1 protein-coding gene is annotated in these 1,880 nt (G+C 36.3%); it reads right to left on the reverse strand.

Annotation, left to right across the window (positions count from 1 at the left end; genetic code table 11):
- Positions 1–171: 171 nt before the first annotated feature.
- Positions 172–1,880: IS1182 family transposase (locus DWX73_RS13165; protein ID WP_242996910.1), on the reverse strand; the 1,709-nt coding region annotated here is incomplete at its 5' end.

Raw genomic sequence — 1,880 nt, forward strand, 5'->3', positions numbered from 1 at the left:
GGGGCTGTCGGTTAATACCGATTTTTAGCTTCTAAATCTTAAAATAAGAATCTCCTGTAGAAATCAGTGTTTTTATACCTGATTTTCTACAGGAGATTCTTATTTTTTTCTTTTATGCATGTATTTTAGGGCGCAAAATCCCCTCAACTGCATTTTTGAAAACACTCTTTTCTAAGCAGCCTTTTCTTCGCGTTTTCCCTCAAATTTCTTGATCTTATCATGAAGAAAACGATGGTATTTATTTATATTTCTTCCAATCGCATACAGCATGAATTCTTTATATACTTTTTCTGCTGTCCGGTAATTGAAACGGCGAAAACCGTCATTTTCTTTGATATCCCCAAAATGTCCTTCTGTCTGAATGGAACGGATCTGTCGGTTCAAAATCCCTTTCTCACTTTGGATGTTTGCATGGGATTCTTCTTTCAAAGATTCCCATTGTTCATTGATTTTCATGACTTTATTTTTCTCTACATCTTTTTCAGCATCATATTTATAGAGACATTTTGCTTTATGTTCACAACCACTACAATCGGAACATCCATACACCTCAAACGTTTGAGTGTATCCAGCCTGTTCTTTTGTCTCCGTTCTAAGATGATGAAGTTCCCTTCCATCATGACAGACATAATAAAGTTCATTCTCAAACATCTGTGTTTTCATGTTGTAATACTTCCCAATATCTTCCAGATAAGCACGTGTTTTTCGCTTTTCATGATCCTGTAGTTTGATGTAACTGGAAATGTTCTGCTCTTTTAAATACAGAAGATTCTTTTCACTACAATAGCCGCTGTCTGCCGTAACTTCTTTCAAGACAGCTCCAAATGCTTTTTTATGTTTTTCCAAAACCGGAATTAACGTATTATAGTCTGTCCGGTCATTACTTACATATGCCTGAACAATGAAATAATTCTCTACGGCTATCTGAATGTTATATGCTGCTTTTAATTGTCCATTTAGCATATGGTCTTCTTTCATTCTCATAAATGTAGCTTCTAAATCTGTTTTGGAATAACTGTTCCGATCTTTTCCCATGATTTCGAAGCATTCCTTATAGCCCATGAGACGTTCACCACAGGTTTCCAGCTCCTCATATAGTTGTTGGATTTCTGGTTTTCTTTTCCCTTTTCCATAAACAAATGGGATATGTTCCTGCTCTGCAATCTGAAGCAGATTTTTCTGGAGTTTCAGAATCTCCAACGGAGAACAATTGTCAATTTCGATGATTGTATTATTGGACAACTTTTTATGCTTTGTCAGTTTTCGTTTTCGGTTCTTTTCAATGACATCCCTTACTTTCTCCATTCCTTCGATCACAAACATATGAGCATGGGGAATGTCATATTTGATGCCATACTCATTTTCATCAATCAGAACATTATATTTCTGATACAGCGAATCAATGGTATCTAACAATCCTGCAAGATGGTAGTTCAGTGTCCCTCTCCAGACAAACGTATATCGGTTTGCATTGGCTTCTATTTTGGTTCCATCAATAAAAAGCGATTTTAATGTAATGAGTCCTTCTTTTTGCAGACGGTGAAGAAACTGATAGTTCAGTTCATCCAATACATCCGCTGTTAGTTTTTTATTTTTAAACTCATAGAACGCATCTCTTTTTGGTTTCTGTCCTTTGGTAAGCCAGATAAACGCAAGGTCTCTTTCACATAACTCCACAATACGGTCAACAGCTCTAACCCCTCGCATGTTTGCGTAAGTAACGACAGCATACATCATAATTGGGTTAAACCCGGTTCTTCCCTTATCTGAACAATTGGCTAACAAGCCAGAAAAATCTAAATCCTCCATTACTTTTTTCAGGGTATAGACTGGATCGTCGTCAGGTAAACACAATTCGAAGAAACTGAAGTTAATTTTTT

Origin of the sequence: Coprococcus sp. AF21-14LB, from assembly GCF_003458885.1 — a bacterium.
Classification (GTDB): domain Bacteria; phylum Bacillota; class Clostridia; order Lachnospirales; family Lachnospiraceae; genus UBA9414.